The 16,187-nt window shown below is 39.8% G+C and carries 16 protein-coding genes; 10 read left to right on the top strand and 6 right to left on the bottom strand.

Going from position 1 to position 16,187, the window contains the following annotated elements:
- The first annotated feature begins 120 nt into the window (after positions 1-120).
- Positions 121-567, top strand: a complete 447-nt coding sequence (locus IJ00_RS22660; protein WP_035157015.1) for a salt stress protein, Slr1339 family — start codon at positions 121-123, stop codon at positions 565-567.
- Between the two features lie 133 nt (positions 568-700).
- Here IJ00_RS22660 and IJ00_RS22665 read toward each other — a convergent pair whose 3' ends face one another.
- Positions 701-1,033: a helix-turn-helix domain-containing protein gene (locus IJ00_RS22665; protein ID WP_035157017.1), complete on the bottom strand. Its 333-nt coding sequence runs from the start codon at positions 1,031-1,033 to the stop codon at positions 701-703.
- A 113-nt stretch (positions 1,034-1,146) separates the two neighbouring features.
- Here IJ00_RS22665 and IJ00_RS22670 point away from each other — a divergent pair, with 113 nt between their 5' ends.
- Complete coding sequence (locus IJ00_RS22670) at positions 1,147-1,770, top strand: FMN-dependent NADH-azoreductase (RefSeq protein WP_035157019.1); 624 nt, start codon at positions 1,147-1,149, stop codon at positions 1,768-1,770.
- A gap of 29 nt (positions 1,771-1,799) precedes the next feature.
- On the opposite strand, the gene IJ00_RS22675 is transcribed toward IJ00_RS22670, so the two are convergent.
- From IJ00_RS22675 to IJ00_RS22685, 3 genes are all read right to left on the bottom strand, one after another.
- Positions 1,800-2,300, bottom strand: coding sequence for a 2TM domain-containing protein (locus IJ00_RS22675; protein ID WP_035157021.1), 501 nt, complete (start codon positions 2,298-2,300; stop codon positions 1,800-1,802).
- Between the two features lie 294 nt (positions 2,301-2,594).
- Complete coding sequence (locus tag IJ00_RS22680; protein ID WP_035157023.1) at positions 2,595-3,200, bottom strand: hypothetical protein; 606 nt, start codon at positions 3,198-3,200, stop codon at positions 2,595-2,597.
- 20 nt (positions 3,201-3,220) lie between these two features.
- Positions 3,221-3,610 carry a hypothetical protein gene (locus tag IJ00_RS22685; RefSeq protein ID WP_035157026.1) on the bottom strand — a complete coding sequence of 130 codons (390 nt, stop codon included), beginning with the start codon at positions 3,608-3,610 and terminating at the stop codon, positions 3,221-3,223.
- A gap of 287 nt (positions 3,611-3,897) precedes the next feature.
- Between IJ00_RS22685 and IJ00_RS22690 the strand changes: the two genes are divergently transcribed.
- From IJ00_RS22690 to IJ00_RS22705, 4 genes are all read left to right on the top strand, one after another.
- A complete protein-coding gene (locus IJ00_RS22690; protein ID WP_035157029.1) occupies positions 3,898-4,839 on the top strand; it encodes an AAA family ATPase in 942 nt (313 codons plus the stop codon).
- A 471-nt stretch (positions 4,840-5,310) separates the two neighbouring features.
- Positions 5,311-7,383, top strand: a complete 2,073-nt coding sequence (locus tag IJ00_RS27260; protein WP_052754523.1) for a BPSL0067 family protein — start codon at positions 5,311-5,313, stop codon at positions 7,381-7,383.
- 354 nt (positions 7,384-7,737) lie between these two features.
- Positions 7,738-7,812 (top strand): hypothetical protein, encoded by a 75-nt coding sequence (locus IJ00_RS30205; protein WP_371259653.1) that lies wholly within the window; start codon positions 7,738-7,740, stop codon positions 7,810-7,812.
- Between the two features lie 785 nt (positions 7,813-8,597).
- Positions 8,598-9,218, top strand: coding sequence for a Uma2 family endonuclease (locus IJ00_RS22705; RefSeq protein WP_035157032.1), 621 nt, complete (start codon positions 8,598-8,600; stop codon positions 9,216-9,218).
- A 1-nt stretch (position 9,219) separates the two neighbouring features.
- On the opposite strand, the gene IJ00_RS22710 is transcribed toward IJ00_RS22705, so the two are convergent.
- On the bottom strand, positions 9,220-9,447 hold the full coding sequence (locus IJ00_RS22710) for a hypothetical protein (protein WP_035157033.1): 228 nt from the start codon (positions 9,445-9,447) through the stop codon (positions 9,220-9,222).
- Between the two features lie 113 nt (positions 9,448-9,560).
- Positions 9,561-10,409 carry a lipopolysaccharide assembly protein LapB gene (locus tag IJ00_RS22715; protein ID WP_046814896.1) on the bottom strand — a complete coding sequence of 283 codons (849 nt, stop codon included), beginning with the start codon at positions 10,407-10,409 and terminating at the stop codon, positions 9,561-9,563.
- Between the two features lie 354 nt (positions 10,410-10,763).
- Between IJ00_RS22715 and IJ00_RS22720 the strand changes: the two genes are divergently transcribed.
- The 4 genes from IJ00_RS22720 (at position 10,764) to IJ00_RS22735 (ending at position 16,177) form a co-directional block, all read left to right on the top strand.
- Positions 10,764-12,794 carry an elongation factor G gene (locus IJ00_RS22720; RefSeq protein WP_035157035.1) on the top strand — a complete coding sequence of 677 codons (2,031 nt, stop codon included), beginning with the start codon at positions 10,764-10,766 and terminating at the stop codon, positions 12,792-12,794.
- A gap of 288 nt (positions 12,795-13,082) precedes the next feature.
- Positions 13,083-13,808: a Uma2 family endonuclease gene (locus tag IJ00_RS22725; protein WP_035157036.1), complete on the top strand. Its 726-nt coding sequence runs from the start codon at positions 13,083-13,085 to the stop codon at positions 13,806-13,808.
- A gap of 258 nt (positions 13,809-14,066) precedes the next feature.
- The gene (locus IJ00_RS22730) at positions 14,067-14,549 is read left to right on the top strand and encodes a hypothetical protein (RefSeq protein ID WP_035157037.1); all 483 of its coding nucleotides are present in this window, start codon (positions 14,067-14,069) and stop codon (positions 14,547-14,549) included.
- A 101-nt stretch (positions 14,550-14,650) separates the two neighbouring features.
- Positions 14,651-16,177, top strand: coding sequence for a slipin family protein (locus IJ00_RS22735; RefSeq protein WP_035157039.1), 1,527 nt, complete (start codon positions 14,651-14,653; stop codon positions 16,175-16,177).
- The last annotated feature ends 10 nt before the right edge of the window (positions 16,178-16,187 follow it).

Raw genomic sequence — 16,187 nt, forward strand, 5'->3', positions numbered from 1 at the left:
AAATCGGGTATCTGATTACTCATTAAATCTTACATCATCCCTATATAGATTGATAATTGCTCAGAGGTAAAATAGGTATTTGGGGGATGGTAACTAAACTACCTAGAAGGATAGATAAATATGAGTGATATTGACAAGATTTTAGGAGAATTAAAAGCCGAATATGTGGAAGGGAAAGTACCGCAGAAGAAACCTTTACCCCGTCACCCCCAACCTCCTACACCTACAACTATCCCAATCCAAATATCTCCTATCCCCGAAATTTTTCAGGAACCTATTACTAATTCTCCTTCGTTAATTGATAATATTCTCGCTGATGTGAAAGCTGATTTTCAAAGCTTAGATCAGGCAGAAGAATTAAAAAGACAGGAAGAATTAGAACAGGAGAGAATTCAGCAAGAGAAAATTAAGCAAGGAAAAATCCAAGCTTTACGAAAACAAGCTGAGGATTGGCTAGATAAGTTAGATGCTTTGTCTCCAGAAGGGTTGTGGTTTGAAAGTTTTTCCCAGGGTTATGCTTCTAAGATAGAGGCAGCAATTGAGTATTTACAAATAAATGAAGGTTAATAAAGAATGAGTAATGAGTAATGAGTTGTCAGTGAAGACTTGAAACCCTGATGGAATAAGAGGCGTTTCTAATTCACGTTAGAGATGAATCTCAAAAATGATATATAACTAATTAGAAAATCATCATTGATTGCTAGGAAGAAATATTATTTTTAACTGCCCATTCATGCATGGCATAGAGAATAGGTTTGAGACTTTCTCCTAGAGGTGTGAGAGAATATTCTACTTTAGGAGGGATTTGGGCATATACTTGACGATGAACGATGCCATCTTCTTCTAATTCTCTCAGCTGTTGTGTGAGCATTTTCTGAGTAATACCCTCTAATGCACGCTGTAATTCACCAAAACGTTTGATACCATCAATTAATTCCCGGATAATTAAAACTTTCCAACGTCCGCCAATAATTTTAAGGGTGGTTTCAACTTCGCAAGTTGCTTTAGTGTGATTTTGGATTTCGGCATTCATAGTATCTTTTTGGTGACTACCTTACTTTTTAGTGCCTACTTTTAATCTTAACTGCTATGGTTTAAATTCGATATTCAGAAGTTAGTAATTAAGTTGGGGTTAAATTTAGATTTATGGCTCAAATTTTACATATTGATTCTAGCCCCCGTGGCGATCGCTCTTTTTCTCGCAAATTTTCCCATGAATTTCTAGCCGCGTGGAAAAATGCCCACCCTGATGATACCGTAACCTATCGTGACTTAGGAAGAAACCCTGTACCCCATGTTGATGAGTCTTGGATTGCTGCTGCATTTACTCCCCCTGACAGCAGAACTCCAGAATTAAATCAAGCAATATCTGTGTCTGATAGTTTGGTAGATGAGTTTGTGGCTGCCGATCGCTATGTTTTGGGTGTACCGATGTACAATCTGAATATTCCTTCAACTCTCAAAGCATACATTGACCAAATCGTCCGCGTTGGTAAAACTTTTGTGGTTTCTCCCGAGGGTGCTTACCAAGGTTTAGTCACTGGCAAGAAAATGTTGATTGTGACTGCTAGAGGTGGTAGTTTTACTCCTGGTAGTCCCACTGCTGCTTGGGATTTTCAGGAACCCTATTTAAGGGCTATATTTGGTTTTCTGGGAATTACCGATATTGATTTTATCCATGTAGAAAATTTGAGTGGTGGTGATGCTGCGCGTGCAGATTCTCTCGCAAACACAGAAGAAGCGATCGCCCACAAAATTGCTAGTTGGTAAGGGGTAAGTTTTTTACTTTCCCTGGGATTCTAAGCAGAAATTGCCCGTAAGAATCGATTCAACAAACTATTTACAGTCTGCTTGATTTGGTGCTTGCGGTTCCATTTCTGGAAAGCTAATTCGTAAGCTTCACCCTTCGTTTGATAGGTATTCCAACCATCTAAACTCACTGGCAAACCACATAATACTAAAATATATAAAGACCAAGAAATTCCACCACCAGTAATTAAGTCAAGTAAAACTACAAAGCCGTTTATAATAATGTAATTTCCGAAACGTTTCTTAAATCTATCGTGACGATAGGTATCAAATTCCTGTCTTCTTTGTAGTTCTCCCTGTTGGGTTTGCCAGTCAAATTCTGCCATTTTCAGCAATTCTGGGGCAATATCCAACTCTCCAGCAATTTCCTGTAATTCGGTATAGGAAAATTCCTTATTATTATCCTTGGCTTGACGAGCGATCGCCAACTGCAAAATCTGCTGTATATCTTCTTGGGTATAGGAACGAACGATTCTATCTTGGGGGTTCATAGCTTTGGAATATATTGATTTGTAGGATAAGTTTTGTCAGCAAATTATACACAAACCATACAAGGATAAAATCATCTCAAGTCCCAAGGCAAACCTAGTCGCTGTAATACTTTATCCTTAATATATTAATTATTATGCCTAGCCTAGCAAATGTACTTTGTACTCTGAGGTACGGATTGCCGAAACTTGCAAATAATTTCACAAAATTTACATGGTTCAGTTACGCTTTATACCAGATGTCTGACCAGTAGTTCTTCACAAATATTTATTGAATCACAAAGTCATAGGTACTATTCAGCTAGCGATTTCTACACAACTTCGTAAAATCCCTAGAATTTTCGCCACGTCGTTCAGAAAATACTCATCCAAATCAATCTCAATAACTTTAGCAGTCAACTTTAAAAATTTCCAAATACTACCTGTTGTCACAACACCATAAATTTGAGGAATAATATTACCTTTTCTTTCATTAAATATTTGTGCAGCTATCATTTCTGCCATGCATTGTCCTAAACCTAATTGGATATTATCGTTTTTTGCCTCCACAATTACGATTACAGGAGCTTGAATAAATAACTGTTCTGGAGAACGACTAATCAAATAATCACAAAACCCTGTTAAACCCAAATCTGGTAAGATATTAAATTCCTTTCCAGAAAACAAACTAATCTGAGTTGCTAATTGTTTTTTAAGTTCAAACAAAATGGGAGCAATAATAAACTCAGAGCGAGACTTCTCTGTACCAATGGCAATTCCCACGGGTACATATTCTTTCAGAATTTGTGTTAATAAGTCGCTATAAGTAACAGAAGGTGTCTCTACAAATAAACCAATTCTTTCAGAGATAGTATATCCGAAGGTTGGCTCAATGCTTTCAATGGTAAATTGACTGTAGGGCATAATCCTAATTCTAACTTACATCAAAACAAGCGACGCGATAGGATATTTTTAATTTTAACCTGACTAATTTGGATAATTGCTTCGATTAATTTTGTTTGTTCCGGTTGTAATTGCAACTTTTGTAAACCCGTTTCCAAACTATCGCCACCACGCAAATATATATTCAACTGCTCAATTTGCGATGAACTGAGTGCAGATGCAATATCACGGTTGCGACGCTGACGCACCCCTTGGAGTTGCTGACGCATTTGGGGAGTTAAATTAATTTCTGAATTATTGAGAGAATTTTCTGCCAATGTCCAACTGGGTATAGCTTCACCTGGGATTGCTAGGGAAACTTGTGGTAGGCAAAAAGTACAAACCATCAGAATTACCAATAGAAACAATTGCTTTTTTAAGTATGAAATCATCGGAGTCAGTTATTATTCGCCACAGAATATTATCCGGGAAAGTCCGTAGATTTCAGCAGAAACCCAGATAAAGTTTATTTATTTGCTGAATCTGACAGCTATTCCATCCTCATAAAATTTGTTAAATAATCAAATATCAATTCCAAATCACTTTTACCCTTGAATTTTCCTATGGCTAGTTTCAATAATAGATAAGAAAGAAAAATATATATGTGGTATTAGAATTACAATCTTTTATATTTGGCGAATCACCGCTATCATCGAAATCAATGTCAGAGGTGATACCCATGAATGAGCAAGTCATAGCACAAGATACTATTAACCATGTGGCTTTAGATACTACGGTTGACCTAGAAACAGCTTTTCAAGAATCCCATGTGCAAGATATCTTGAATCGTCTAGATGAGGAACTCGTGGGTTTGCAGTGGGTAAAAAATAAGATTCGGGAAATGGCAGCACTGTTGTTAGTCGATCGCGTGCGGAAAAGTTTGGGTTTAACAGCAGGAACACCTACCCTGCATATGACGTTTCTGGGAAACCCAGGAATGGGTAAAACTACGGTGGCAATGCGGATGGCTGAAATCTTGCATCGTCTTGGTTATATTCGCAGAGAAAATGTCATGTTAGTGATGCGGGATGATTTGGTTGGTAAGGGAATGGGGGAAACCGCAGCCAAAACACGGGAAGTTTTAAACAATGCTATGGGTGGAGTTTTGTTAATAGATGAAGCTTACACTTTATTCCGTCCCGATCATCCTGGAGATTTTGGCTTAGAAGCGATTGAAACTCTGATGCAAGTTATGGAAAATCAGCGTGATGATTTGGTGGTCATCTTAGCAGGTTATAAGGAGCAAATGGAGCATTTTTTCCATAGCAATCCAGGGATGAATTCGCGTATTGGTTTACATATTGAATTTAATGATTACTCCGTTGATGATTTGATGATTATTGCTCATTCCCTAGTCAAATCACAAAATTATAGCTTTAGTCCAGATGCGGAAAAAGCATTTCGTGAGTATTTAATTAGACGCAGAGTTATGCCGCATTTTGCCAATGCACGGAGCGTGAGAAATGCCATTGATCGAGCGCGTTTAAGACAAGCGAGTCGGTTACTGTCACTAGGTAGTCGGCAATTAACGAAGCAGGATTTAATTACTATCGAAGCTGAGGATATTTTAGCCAGTCGGGTATTTCGTGAAGGTGTACCGGATTGCCCTCCTGGGAGTTAGGAAGCGCTGGTTAGCGATTTTTATTACATAGTACAACCGATTTACAGAAATACCCCGCCAATCTCAGACAAATTGTTTCTAGGTGGGAGCAAGTACGAGAATACCCATAGCCTTACAGGCAATAATTTACACTTTATATAAATTTTAAACTGGCAGCAAATCATTTTTTGTTACCAGTTTATTTTTTTAACTAATTTTTCGGCAAATTCCATATACAGCAGGGATTTTGAGTCATTGTGGGATAAAAGCAAAAGTCAATTCTCTTGTATTTGTATCTGCGTATTAAAAACTCTTCATCAAGAAAGTTGATTTTTTTATGCTTTCTTCAAAATTAAATTAGGCAGCTTTACGGTAGGTAATCAGAATGATTAAGCACCATCATTGAGATATAAATAATAAACATTTTTGTTCTGGTAGCTGTTTAAAAAGTTTTTTGAAAAATAACTTAAACAATTGAAAATTAGGGTACATATGACATTTAATACCACAGAGAACAAATTAGATACCACACAAGGCTTGAATCTGAGCGCTGTAAAGCAGAAAAATCCATTAGAGATAAGCGTTAATGGTGGTAGTCATAGCAGCATTATTAATGATGCAATACAGGAAGCTCAAATTTCGTTGCAAGGATTTGCTGCAAGTTCCGATTTTGCTGATTCGATGAATACGGCTTTCGGTACAGGTTGGGATGCGAAGACTGTATCGAAGCTACAGCAAAGTTGGTTGATGGGAAGTTTTGGTGATTTGCCGCAAATTAAGGTATCTAGAGATTTAGATTTAATTGGGGCAAATGGTGCTTATGCAAGTAAGACCGATACTATCTATTTTTCTCAAGATTTTGTGGAGCGAAATGCTCAAAATATTGGAGCGATTAAAAGTGTTTTATTAGAAGAAATTGGACATGCTGTTGATTTTCGGATTAATCAACAAGATGCTGCTGGAGATGAAGGCGATATTTTTCAAAGAATAGTTCAAAAGAATACGATTTCAGAAAATGAATTAGGGAATTTAAAAACTGAAAATGATTTCGGAACTTTGGTAATTGATGGTAAAACATTGCTAATCGAACAAAATCACTTTCAAGCTGCAATTGCGTCATCTCCAGTAGGAGGGGGATTTACAAAAGCTCGTGGAGGTTGGACTAACAATAATGATTTTCCACGGATGATGGCTGATGTCAATGGTGACGGTAGAGCCGACATTGTTGGTTTTGGCGAGAATCAAGTATTTGTTTCTCTCGGTAATGGGAATGGTACGTATCAAACTGCGATTACGTCATCTCCGGTAGGAGGAGGATTTACAAAAGCTCGTGGAGGTTGGACTAACAATAATGATTTTCCTCGAATGATGGCTGATGTCAATGGTGACGGTAGAGCCGACATTGTTGGTTTTGGCGAGAATCAAGTATTTGTTTCTCTAAGTATTGGAAATGGCACATTTCATGCTGCAATTGCTTCATCTCCAGGGTTTACTAAAAATCGTGGAGGTTGGACTAACAATAACGATTTTCCCCGGATGATGGCTGATGTCAATGGTGACGGTAGAGCCGATATTGTTGGTTTCTCTAATAGTCAAGTATTTGTTTCTTTGGGTAATGGAAATGGCACTTTCCAAACAGCTATTACTTCATCTCCAGGATTTACTAAGTCTTGGAGCTGGGCTAATAATAATGATTTCCCTCGAATGATGGCTGATGTTAATGGGGACAGTAGAGCCGATATTATTGGTTTTCATGAAACTCTAGTTTATGTTTCATTAAGTAATGGAAATGGCACATTTCAAGCTGCTACTGCTTCATCTCCAGGATTCACTAAAAATCGTGGGGGTTGGGCAAACAATAAGGATTTTCCCCGGATGATGGCTGATATTAATGGAGACCGGAGAGCCGACATTGTTGCTTTTGGTGAAACTCAAGTATTTGTTTCGTTAGGAAATGGAAATGGCACATTCCAAGCTGCTACTGCTTCATCTCCAGGATTCACTAAAAATCGTGGAGGTTGGACCAACCATAACGACTTTCCTCGAATGATGGCTGATGTTAATGGCGATCGCAGAGCCGACATTGTTGGTTTTGGAGAAACTCAGATATTTACTTCTTTGAATTTGCCTACACCTCCAGGTTTAATGTCTACTGCCGAGCGATTAACACAACTTAGAAATGGACAGTTAAATGGAAAATCATTTGATGTCGATAGGGCATTCGGCGCTCAATGTTGGGATTTAGTTGCTTACGCAACAGGAATTAATATTTCCAGCCCTTATTGGCTAACTACCAACTGGAAACGAGGGGCAAATGTTATGGCAGATGGCAATATTGCTGTAGGTACTGCGATCGCCACTTTCTTGGGTCGAAATAATACTTACGATGCTCCAGGTAGTCGGCACACAGGAATTTTTGCAGGCTATGGAACTGAAAATGGAGTTCGTGGTTTCTACATATGGCATCAAAATTGGGATAATAAGAAATATGTTCAAAAGTCATTTATCCGAAATGACCGCTCAGGAACTAGTGATGCAGATAACTATCATGTGATTCTGACTTAACGATTTACCTCGTAAAGTTATTTTATAGATACACATTAAAAGCAAAGCGATCGCAAACATTCCCCAAAATGCGATCGCTTTTCCATTATGGTCATTAACTGAAAAATTGCATCTACTCGATCGAACTCCTGGGTGATAAACCATATCTAAATGTGCGTATCGAGGATGATTATTTGAGACATTCCCAATCCTGTTCCTCAATAATGGGAGGGAACACCAAGAAATAAATTATCCATCGGTTCCAGGTATCTTGCCTGAACGGGCACTTAGGATGGCTGTCCCACAAAATAAACTTGGAGAATTATTAAATTGGAAGTCCCTGAAATCAAGGGCTAAAGCTCTGACTACAAACTGGTGGTAATTAATGATAGACTTTGGGGCGGCAATGGTGATGACAGGCTCTGGGGAGAAAATGATAATTCGGTATGATAGTGTTAGTTCATTATTCCAGTTGAATAGAATGGGACAAAGACCCTGGATGCTCGATCAATTTGATGAGTTTGGTTTACGAGGAAACCCACTTGGAGGAAAGTACGAAGGACGTATTGAAGCCAAACTTGAAAATGGTCGTTGGGTTCCAAAGACTTTTCTTTATCGGGCTGCTAATGCCAATTGGTGGGATATGAATATCGAACTTTGGGCTTAATTACTCCCGGTTCGCTCATTTTTCTTCGAGTTCAGAGATATTGCCTAAAAGCGAAAAATCTATACACTGCAATGATTTCAGAGGTTTGTATAAATTTATCTTGAACTAATCTCTACTCTAAAAGCTCTGTTTTTAGTTTTTAGGCGATCGCGCAAAGTCAGGGAGAGAGTACAATTGAACCATAGCTTGGAACCATGATTAAATCCTTCGCTTTCTTCTAACTCAATTTAAAATGGACGAACGGTGAGTGATGATTTGTAGCATTAGTTATAATGCGATCGCAGCACGTAAAAATATTTACCCAATTCGATACCTTTAGCTATCATTTTGCGTTGTATTCAAAAAGTCAGCGATCGCTCCATGCGAGTACCCCTTGTTTCATGTCTCGAATTTCCTGGGCATAGGCGATCGCATTTATAGTTTTCTCGCTAGCATTATTTGCTCTTATTTGGGGCAATGCGACCGAGCGGTTTGTTTTTTGAGTGTTATTTTATTGGCATAATAAAAATGCTGGCTTTCGATCGGGCTAGCTTCTAGGGACGATCGAACATCTTGAGGACTTATATCCATGACTCAAACACTACACAAAACAGTAACATTTGAGGAGTTTGTCAAATGGATGCCAGAAAATCAACGTTACGAATTACATGATGGGATAATTGTAGAAGTGGCTCAACCGATTGGTAAACATGAAAATGTTTTTGCATTTTTATCTAGAAAGATAAACGTACAAATAGATAGTTTAAATCTACCCTATATTATCCCCTCAAAAGTATTAGTAAAACCTGATGGCAAAAACTCTGCTTATTTACCCGATTTGCTGGTATTAGACAAGCGTAACTTAAAAAATGAGTCGCTATATGAGGAAGAATCAACAGTATCCCAGAGCGAGTCAATCCCTTTAGTAGTAGAAGTGGTGAGCACTAATTGGGGTGATGATTATGCCGTTAAATTTGAAGAATACGAGAGCATAGGCATACCCGAATATTTAATTGTTGATTATTTGGGGTTAGGTGGGAAAAGGTTTATTGGAAGCCCAAAACGTCCAACTATTACTGTTTGTCAATTGGAAGACGGCGAATACAAGACTTTTTTATATCGAGGTGATGATGTAGTTAATTTAAAAACATTCCCGGAGTTAAAATTGACCGCAAACCAGATTTTTCAATCCGCAGAAGTGGATTATTAATTCAATAATTAAGTTGCAAGCAACCAAACCCGACTCGGTTCAATCGCGAATTTAGTCGCAGTCTCGCATTATATTGCATACCATTGACCTCTGCGAGAAGTTGTAAACCCATCAGCGTTCGACAAGTCAGCGATCGCCTGATACGAGTACCCATTGTCTCTAAGTTTCTGGGAATAGGCTTAGACGCAAAGCGGCTTGTCTTTGACATCGCTTCTTGTTTCTCCAACATAGATTTTGCAGCCTTAAACCAACGAATTTACCAGATGAAAAAGTTTTATGCTGGATAGCAGAACTATACAATCAAATACTCATCGAGTTCCGAATATTCCAAAAGCAAACCGTCTATAGCTGATTCAGCATATTTTGTGCTTGTGTCAGTAATTGCTCGGCATTATTTGCCCATTGACTATTACCTTGACTTTTGTATAAGTCCCTAGCATATTGTAATACTTGCACTGCTTGACTAAATTGACGCTGTTGGATGAAGACTAATCCCGCTCCGTAGTAAGCATTGGGGTAGTTGGGGTTAGCTTCGGCTGATTTTCTAAAGGCATTTAAAGCATCTGCATATTTCCCTTGACTATAGGAAATGGAACCGAGGTGATAGTGAGCTTCGGGATATTTGGGATTGATTTTGATAGCCTTACGAAAAGCATCCTTAGCGCGATCAATTCTACCCTGTTGCAGATAGCAGACTCCCAGATGATAGGCAGGTTCGGGGGCATTTTTGCTATATTCCATGGCTTTTTTAAAGGCTGAGATGGCTTTATCCCAGTCCTTTTGCTGTTCCCGAACTAAACCTAAATTGTAATGGGCTACTCCTAATTTTGGTTCTATTTCTATCGCCCGTTGTAAATAGTCTCCCGCTTGTTGTAAATTATTTCCTTCTAATAATGCACCGCCAAGGTTCGCGTAGGCTAGGGCAAATTTCGGATCGGCTTGGGTGGCGCGGTAAAATGCGTCGGCGGCTGGTTGTAATTTCCCGGTTTGTCGCAGTGCTAAACCCAAATTATAATGGGCGGGGGCGAAATTGGGGTCAATTTTGATGGCTTGTTGAAAAGCGGCGATCGCCTCGGCAATTCTCCCTGTCTGTACAGCCTGCAACCCTCTATTTAACTGCTCTACAGCACCTTGTTGGTTTTGTTGGGCAAGGATAATTTGGGGAGTCCTAGCTAAAGATATTGTGGGCATAGAGAAACAAAGTAATAGGGGAGCGATCGCCCATCGCACCGAGAGTAGTACAGACATTTTACGATTTACTTGTAATACGTTTAATAACTTTTTCTTCATAGTAACGGCACGTAGCTTAACTTTTGTTAACTAAAATTGAATATTGTCAAAATAAAGTTGTGTAACTTCATTAATTAAGAGGTAAATCTTACGAGAGAATACGATTCTTTGCTGAGGTAATTAAACAGGAGTTAATGTCAACATAAAGGCAGGATAATTCTGTTAATCAACAAATTTCTCAGAGAAGCAAAAATCTAGAATCCAGACATCAATAAAATCCATAATCCAATATTGAGTGACCGCAAGGGAGGTTTTATGCACGAAAAAGTAAAATCGGGTTCGCGGAACGTTGCAATTGTTGGTCCATATTTGAGCGGAAAGACAACTTTCCTAGAGAGTTTGTTATACGTCACCGGAGCAATTTCCCGCAAGGGTAGCGTCAATGATGGCAATACCGTGGCAGATAGTGCCGCAGAAGCACGCGATCGCTCCATGAGTGTGGAAGTCAGTGCTGCCAGTACAGAGTATAACTGCACACGCTTCACTTTTATCGATTGCCCCGGTAGCGTGGAATTTGCCCAGGAAACTTACAATGCTCTCATGGGTGTGGACGCGGCGATCGTGGTGTGCGAACCCATCAACGACCGAGTTTTAACCCTGGCTCCCCTATTTAAATTCCTAGACGACTGGGAAATTCCCCATCTCGTGTTTGTGAATAAAATGGATCGGGCAAATATCCATGTTTTAGATACACTCCATGCCCTGAAAGCTGTTTCTAGTCGTCCCCTCGTAGCTCACCAGTACCCGATTATGCAGGGTGAGCAATTGATGGGCTTTATCGACTTGGTAACAGAACAAGCCTATCATTATCATCCCGGCGCGCCAGCTGATCCGATTCCGTTTCCCGAACACCTGAAGGCAGAAGAACACATCGCACGGGCAGAAATGCTGGAAGCATTAGCCAATTTTGATGACCATTTACTGGAAGAACTTTTAGAAGACATCGAACCCCCCCAAGAAGAAATTCTCCAAGATTTAAAAATGGAATTGGGAGCAGACTTAGTTGTTCCCGTATTTTTCGGAGTGGCAGAACAGGATTATGGTGTTCGCCCTCTGTTGGAAGCATTGTTAAAAGAAGCACCAGAGCCGGAAACCACCGCCACCCGTCGCCTTACCTCCGCCAGTGATATCCCTGTCGCTCAAGTTCTCAAAACCTATTACACTCCCCAAGGCGGTAAACTTTCCCTGGTCAGGGTTTGGCAAGGTACACTCACTGATGGCATTATCCTCAATGGTGTCCGCACTGGAGGGATTTATCGCTTACTCGGACAGCAGCAAAATTCCGTGAATCGGGCAACTGCTGGGGAAATTGTTGCTCTCAGCCGTATGGAAGGTATCCGAACTGGTGACACCTTAGCGGGAGAAGGGTATAAAAAAACACTACCTACTGCCAATCAATTGGAGCCTGTATTTGCCCTGGCGATCGCCCCGGAAAAACGCAACGATGAGGTGAAATTAAGTAGCGCGATCGCCAAGCTCTTGGAAGAAGACCCCTCCTTACATTGGGAGCAGCACGGTGATACCCATGAGGTCATTCTTTGGGGGCAAGGTGAAATCCATCTGCAAGTAGCACTGGACAGACTGCGCCGCAAGTATAACCTGCCCATGACTACCCATCTCCCCCAAGTTCCCTACAAAGAAACTATTCGCAAACCGAGTGTATCGGTTCATGGGCGCTATAAGCACCAAAGTGGTGGACACGGGCAATTTGGCGATGTCTTTCTAGATATCCAACCCCTACCACGGGGCGAAGGTTTTAACTTCAAGGAAACTATCGTCGGCGGTGTGGTTCCTAAACAGTATATTCCTGGAGTCGAAACGGGGGTACGAGAATTTTTAGCCCATGGTCCCCTGGGTTTCCCTGTGGTGGATGTGGGAGTCACATTAACCAATGGTTCCTACCATAATGTCGATAGTTCGGAACAAGCATTCAAACAAGCAGCTCGCTTGGCAATGCAAACTGGTTTACCCCAATGTCAACCCACCCTCCTAGAACCCATCATCAAATTACAAATTAATACCCCTAGTGATTTTACCTCCAAGGTTTTGCAACTATTGAGTGGTAGACGGGGACAAATCCTGGGCTATGAAGGTAGAAACGATTGGCAGGGATGGGATTATATCTCTGCTTATCTTCCCCAAGCCGAAATGCAAAATTTCATCGTTGAGTTGCGATCGCTCACCCTGGGAGTTGGTTCCTTCCATTGGGAGTATGACCACTTGCAAGAAGTACCGGATAAATTAGCCGAACGCATTCTCACAAATGGAGGCAATGGTAATAAATAATTAGGGGCAAAATATTGAGGAATGTAAATTAAATAAAGTATAAAAGTCGTGGATTAGATAAGGTGTTGAGTTGCTCTGTCTGCCGATTCTCAACACGATTGCAACAAGTTCTGCCACACCAATCCCACTTGAATCAGAATTGCAGGTTATTCAATTTGCATTCCTAAATAATGTTCTTGCCCACAGACACCTAAACTATTTAGGTGTTTTGTTGTGATGAGGAGAAATATTTTCTTTGGGCAAGTGTGACAAAATTATAATAGTTACAAACTCTTCCCCACTAACCCTATGACAGCAACTATCCCTGTCAAATCTGATATCTTCTACCCCAGTGCAGATGGAGAACCTGTGGCAGAAACCTACGATCACCTCTATGCTTTACTTACTACTCTGGAAGTCTTGAAGCAATATCTTTCAGAAAAACAAGCAACAGTGTTAGGCAACCAATTTTTATACTACGCCCAAGGTTTTCCTAAGTTGCGAGTTGCTCCAGATGTGATGGTAATTTTTGATGTGGCACCTGGTGGACGAGATAATTATAAAACTTGGGAAGAAGGTCAAATACCCTCAGTCATCATCGAAATGACTTCTCCGGGAACCCAAGCTCAAGATCAAGTATTTAAAAAGACTCTTTACGAGCAACTAGGAGTTAAAGAATATTGGTTATTTGACCCTAAGGGAGAATGGATAGCAGAACAGTTACAGGGATATCGTTTACGACGAGAAACCTACGAAGTAATCACAGATAGTCGTAGCGAACCTTTACAATTACGTTTGCAGGTGGAAGGTAAGTTAATCGCTTTTTACCGCGAAGATACTGGAGAAAAACTATTAGTTCCGGAAGAATTGGCAATTGCTTTACAACAGGAAGTGATTGCTAGACAACAAGCAGAGGAATTAGCTGAAACAGAACGACAACGAGCAGAAACGGAACGACAACGGGCTGAAGCAGCAGAATTAGAAGTCGTACAATTAAAGGAACGACTACGTACTTTGGGTATTGAACTGGAATAGGGAAAATAAAATAATTCTTGGCATTTGACCATAAATTTTCCATAAACTTGCAGAACTCAAAAATATCGTGTAGTATGTGTATTACGCGATATATTTCATGCTAAGTTGCTGTTAAAGACATTAGCATTACTTGTCATGGCAACCAGAGGGACGTAATCTCATTATCCTGAGGCTACTACAATAGAACGTAAATTGGTATTAGTGTCTAATCTTGTCAAAGTATGGGATTGCTGGGACATTTATAAATTGCATCTTCATATGTTAGAACCATTAGAACTAATTGCCATATATGACTCTAGCTTACGAGAGCTAATTGCTTTTAATTGGAGTGAAGTATATGCACCGGAAAGTTCTGATGCAAACATCAAGTTTCGTCATGCAGTTATTCAAGCGGTAATTGCAAATCCTGAAAATGTTCCCTTGGAGCTTTTGCGCGACTTGTTTGATGAGGAAACCCGATTTGCTGCGGAAGTGGGTGGAACAAATCCCATATTGCGTCCTTTGACATTATTAATGTTAAAGGCTGGAGGTTCAAAATATCTCAGAGAATTTCTGGAGTATCGGGAGCGTTCGATGGATGTAGCTTGTGCAACTTCAGAAATCATTTTTCCTCGTGAATTGTCTCAGCAGTTACTCCAAGAATGTCAAATAAAATTAGCTCAGAGAAATACAGTTTGCGAGTCTCGTTTATGGGAGCAGGGAATTAAATTTTTCCATTGGCAACTAGAGAAGCATCTGTGATAGATTGGATGAATTTGGTAATTACTAAATATCACCAAAATCAGATAAATTCATCCTGGAAGAGAATTTAATTACATTTTATTAGCTATATAGATATTCATATGTGGAAGAGCTTTTATATCAAACCCCATGAAATCGGTATTTTATATCAACGGAGTAATTTCAAGCAAATTTTACAGCCCGGTGATTATACATATTTTGGTTTTGATTGGCATTTGGAAACCCATGATCTGAATCAACCAGAGGCACAAATTGAAAACTTAGAGCTATTACTGCGAAATCATCTGAGTAAATTACAAGAACATTTGTTAATTGTCAGAACAGGATTTAATCAAGCAGCATTAGTGCGTATTGGTCAAAATTGGGTAAGTATTGCCCCAAATCAATTAAGAGCATATTGGCGTGGTTTTATCGAGGTTGAATCATATATTTTCAACTTAGAAGAAAATTTAGAATTGCCCCCTCGTTTTGTACAGCAGTTGCGGGGAATCAACCTAGTTGGGTTACACAAGATGCAAATTGCTGAGTCTGAAATTGGCTTATTGTATGTGCAAAATAATTTTGTGCGTCCTTTAGAACCCGGGGAATATGCATTTTGGACATTTGATAGGGGTGTGAGTTTAAATAAGCTCAATCGTATGATTCCCAATCCGACTTTTCCCTTACCCGATGTTTTAATTGAAAGACATCCGGAGTTTGTGACGACCTATTGTGAAGTCGTAGAATTACAGAATAACCAGGTAGCAATTGTTCGCTATCAAGGGAAAGTAGTGGCAATTTTAACACCTGGCGATCGCCAACTATTTTGGCAAGGTGTGGAGGTAGAAATTATCGACATCAGTACTGATGCTAAATTACCCCCGCGTCTGGTTGCGGAATTAGTTTCCGGTACACCACAGGTGTTTACTTTGAGCAGTAAATACTTGCATATCCGTGAAGTTTTCCCCCAACATCTCGGTTTACTCTACGTTAACCAGGAATTACAAGCCCAACTAGAACCAGGAAAACACGTTTGGTGGATATTTGGACGTTCTTTACAAACGGAAGTCTTTGACTTGCGTCAGCAAAATATGGAAATATCTGGTCAAGATATCCTGTCTAAAGATAAAGTCCCTTTGCGTTTAAATTTAACGGCGGGTTTCCGGATTGTCGATCCCTTGAGAGCAAAAAATGGTTTGTCAGATATTACTGGCTACTTATACAAAGAATTACAATTTGCTTTACGTGGTGCAGTGGGTGAAAAAACCTTGGATGCGTTGTTGGAAGATAAAGGCACAATTGATGCCAGTATCTCTGAATACATCCACCGCAAAACTATTGACTATGGAATTGAAGTTGATTCCGTTGGGGTAAAAGACATTATTCTTCCTGGGGAAATCAAAGCTATTTTGAGCAAGGTTGTGGAAGCAGAAAAAGCTGCTCAAGCAAATGTTGTACGTCGTCGGGAAGAAACTGCGGCAACTCGCAGTATGTTAAATACAGCCAAAGTTATGGAGGATAACCCCGTTGCTTTGCGTTTGAAGGAATTGGAAATACTAGAAAGAATTGCCGATAAAATTGAGAAAATTCAAGTCAATGGCAGCTTAGATAGTATTATGACGGATTTAATTCGGATTAACCGCGAATAGTTGTAATTCC

Origin of the sequence: Calothrix sp. 336/3 (assembly GCF_000734895.2) — a bacterium.
In the GTDB taxonomy this organism is placed as follows: domain Bacteria; phylum Cyanobacteriota; class Cyanobacteriia; order Cyanobacteriales; family Nostocaceae; genus 336-3.

Bases quoted from the DNA above. Each gene is read 5' to 3' on its own strand.
- IJ00_RS22670 (WP_035157019.1), top strand. From the start codon at position 1,147: ATGGCTCAAATTTTACATATTGATTCTAGCCCCCGTGGCGATCGCTCT.
- IJ00_RS22705 (WP_035157032.1), top strand. From the start codon at position 8,598: ATGACTCAAACACTACACAAAACAGTAACATTTGAGGAGTTTGTCAAA.
- IJ00_RS22675 (WP_035157021.1), bottom strand. From the start codon at position 2,300: ATGAACCCCCAAGATAGAATCGTTCGTTCCTATACCCAAGAAGATATA.
- IJ00_RS22680 (WP_035157023.1), bottom strand. From the start codon at position 3,200: ATGCCCTACAGTCAATTTACCATTGAAAGCATTGAGCCAACCTTCGGA.
- IJ00_RS27260 (WP_052754523.1), top strand. From the start codon at position 5,311: ATGACATTTAATACCACAGAGAACAAATTAGATACCACACAAGGCTTG.
- IJ00_RS22720 (WP_035157035.1), top strand. From the start codon at position 10,764: ATGCACGAAAAAGTAAAATCGGGTTCGCGGAACGTTGCAATTGTTGGT.
- IJ00_RS22715 (WP_046814896.1), bottom strand. From the start codon at position 10,409: ATGCCCACAATATCTTTAGCTAGGACTCCCCAAATTATCCTTGCCCAA.
- IJ00_RS22685 (WP_035157026.1), bottom strand. From the start codon at position 3,610: ATGATTTCATACTTAAAAAAGCAATTGTTTCTATTGGTAATTCTGATG.
- IJ00_RS22735 (WP_035157039.1), top strand. From the start codon at position 14,651: ATGTGGAAGAGCTTTTATATCAAACCCCATGAAATCGGTATTTTATAT.
- IJ00_RS22690 (WP_035157029.1), top strand. From the start codon at position 3,898: ATGAATGAGCAAGTCATAGCACAAGATACTATTAACCATGTGGCTTTA.
- IJ00_RS22660 (WP_035157015.1), top strand. From the start codon at position 121: ATGAGTGATATTGACAAGATTTTAGGAGAATTAAAAGCCGAATATGTG.
- IJ00_RS22710 (WP_035157033.1), bottom strand. From the start codon at position 9,447: ATGTTGGAGAAACAAGAAGCGATGTCAAAGACAAGCCGCTTTGCGTCT.
- IJ00_RS22730 (WP_035157037.1), top strand. From the start codon at position 14,067: ATGTTAGAACCATTAGAACTAATTGCCATATATGACTCTAGCTTACGA.
- IJ00_RS22665 (WP_035157017.1), bottom strand. From the start codon at position 1,033: ATGAATGCCGAAATCCAAAATCACACTAAAGCAACTTGCGAAGTTGAA.
- IJ00_RS22725 (WP_035157036.1), top strand. From the start codon at position 13,083: ATGACAGCAACTATCCCTGTCAAATCTGATATCTTCTACCCCAGTGCA.